The 1708-nt window shown below is 75.9% G+C and carries 3 protein-coding genes; 1 reads left to right on the top strand and 2 read right to left on the bottom strand.

Going from position 1 to position 1708, the window contains the following annotated elements; translation table 11 throughout:
- Nucleotides 1–182, bottom strand: a 182-nt coding sequence (locus A0J59_RS22165; protein ID WP_220084531.1) for a hypothetical protein, incomplete at its 3' end; no start/stop codon positions are given.
- On the opposite strand from A0J59_RS22165, the gene A0J59_RS21010 reads away from it, so the two are divergent.
- The gene (locus tag A0J59_RS21010) at nucleotides 175–921 is read left to right on the top strand and encodes a phosphotransferase (RefSeq protein WP_064317350.1); all 747 of its coding nucleotides are present in this window, start codon (nucleotides 175–177) and stop codon (nucleotides 919–921) included. The genes A0J59_RS22165 and A0J59_RS21010 overlap by 8 nt on opposite strands.
- Here A0J59_RS21010 and A0J59_RS21005 read toward each other — a convergent pair.
- Nucleotides 918–1631: an HAD family phosphatase gene (locus A0J59_RS21005; RefSeq protein WP_082141208.1), complete on the bottom strand. Its 714-nt coding sequence runs from the start codon at nucleotides 1629–1631 to the stop codon at nucleotides 918–920. The genes A0J59_RS21010 and A0J59_RS21005 overlap by 4 nt on opposite strands.
- Nucleotides 1632–1708: the final 77 nt, after the last annotated feature.

Genomic DNA, 1708 nt, shown 5'->3' with positions numbered 1-1708 from the left:
GCTTTTCCTCCCGGCGCTCGGAGCAGCCCGGCGAGCAGGACGAGCGCCGTGGGGACGAGACCGCCCGTCGTGACGCACGGGCCCGCGCGCCGCGCTTCCTGCTCGCCGGGCTGCTCCGAGCGCCGGGAGGAAAAGCCCTGCGGGCGGAGGACCGGACCGTGCCACCATCGGTCGGTGCGCACCGACGACCCCGCCCCCGTCGAGCTCGAGCTGTCGGGCGGCAACGTGAACGAGGTCGTCCGCGTCGGCGATACGGTGCACCGGACGGGGGGACCGTGGACCCCGACGATCCACGCGCTCCTCGCGTGGGTCCGCGCCCAGGGGGTCTCGGTGGCGCCCGCCCCGCTCGGCCTCGACGACGCCGGCCGCGAGGTCCTGACCTGGACCGAGGGCGAGGTCGGCGGCTGGCCGCTCCCCGACTGGCTCTGGGACCGCTCGACCCTGCGCGAGTCGGGCGCGATGCTGCGCGCGTGGCACGACGCGACGGTCGGCTTCGGTCTCGCGCGGGCCGTCTGGCGCTCCCCGGTGCGCGAGCCGGCCGAGGTCGTGTGCCTCAACGACGCCGCGCCGTACAACATGGTCCGCGCGGACGGCACCCTCGTCGGGTTCATCGACGTGGACATGGCGTCGCCCGGGCCCCGGGTCTGGGACGTCGCGTACCTCGCCTACCGACTGTGCGGCTGGTGCGAGGACATGCCGGCCCCGCCCGGGCTCGCGCCCGAGGAGCGGCTCGCCGAGCTGCTCGCCGGCTACGGCCGCGACCGCGCGCCGGCTCCCGACGACGTGCTGTCGGCGATGCACGACCGTCTCCGGGACCTCGCCGACTGGACGGACGCGCACGCCCGGAAGACCGATCGGCCGGACCTGCACGACCACGCCGCGATGTACCGCCGCGACGCGGCGCGCCTCCCCCGGGACTAGGCGGCGTCGTCGGCCATGAGGTCGACGACCTCGCCGGAGACGAGCCGGGCGAGCAGGTCGAGGTCGACGAGCTCCAGCGACGGCGTCCGGCTCAGGCCGGGCGCCGGGAGGACGGGGACCACGGCTTCCACGCCGAGCGTGGCCGCGCCGGAGGCGCGGGCGGACGCGATGCCCGCGGGCGAGTCCTCGATCGCGACGCAGCGCGCGACGTCGACGCCGAGCCGCTCGGCCGCGAGCAGGTAGGGCTCGGGGTCGGGCTTGCCGCGCTCGACCTCGTCCCCGCACACGAGCACCTGGAACGCGTCGTCCGGCGCGAGCTCGGCGACCGGAGCCGCGAGCTCGCGGTACGACATCGTGACGAGCGCGCACGGCACGCCCGCCTCGCGCAGCGCCGTGAGCAGCTCGCGCGCGCCGGGCTGCCACGGGACCTCCGCCCGCACCTGCTCGATGACGCGCCCCATGAGGAACGCGACGATCTCGTCGATCGGCAGGTCGACTCCCCCGCGGTCCCGGATGATCCGCGCGGACTCGCGCAGGGGGTTGCCGACGAGGGACATGGCGTCCTCGTGCGTCCACGTGCCCCCGTGCGCGTCGACGAGCTCGTGCTCCGCCGCGATCCAGTAGGGCTCGGTGTCGACGAGCGTCCCGTCCATGTCCCACAGGACGGCCTGCGGGAGGGCGGGATCGGTGGCGGGGCGCGGGGACGTCACGGCATGGCTCCAAGGAGGCCTGCGGGAGGGCGGGATCGGTGGCGGGGCGCGGGGACGTCACGGCATGGCTCCAAGGA

The organism is Cellulosimicrobium sp. I38E, assembly GCF_001647255.1.
Taxonomy (GTDB): domain Bacteria; phylum Actinomycetota; class Actinomycetes; order Actinomycetales; family Cellulomonadaceae; genus Cellulosimicrobium; species Cellulosimicrobium cellulans_E.
Note: the sequence above shows the minus strand (reverse complement) of the source record. Positions and strands in the feature narration are given on the sequence as shown.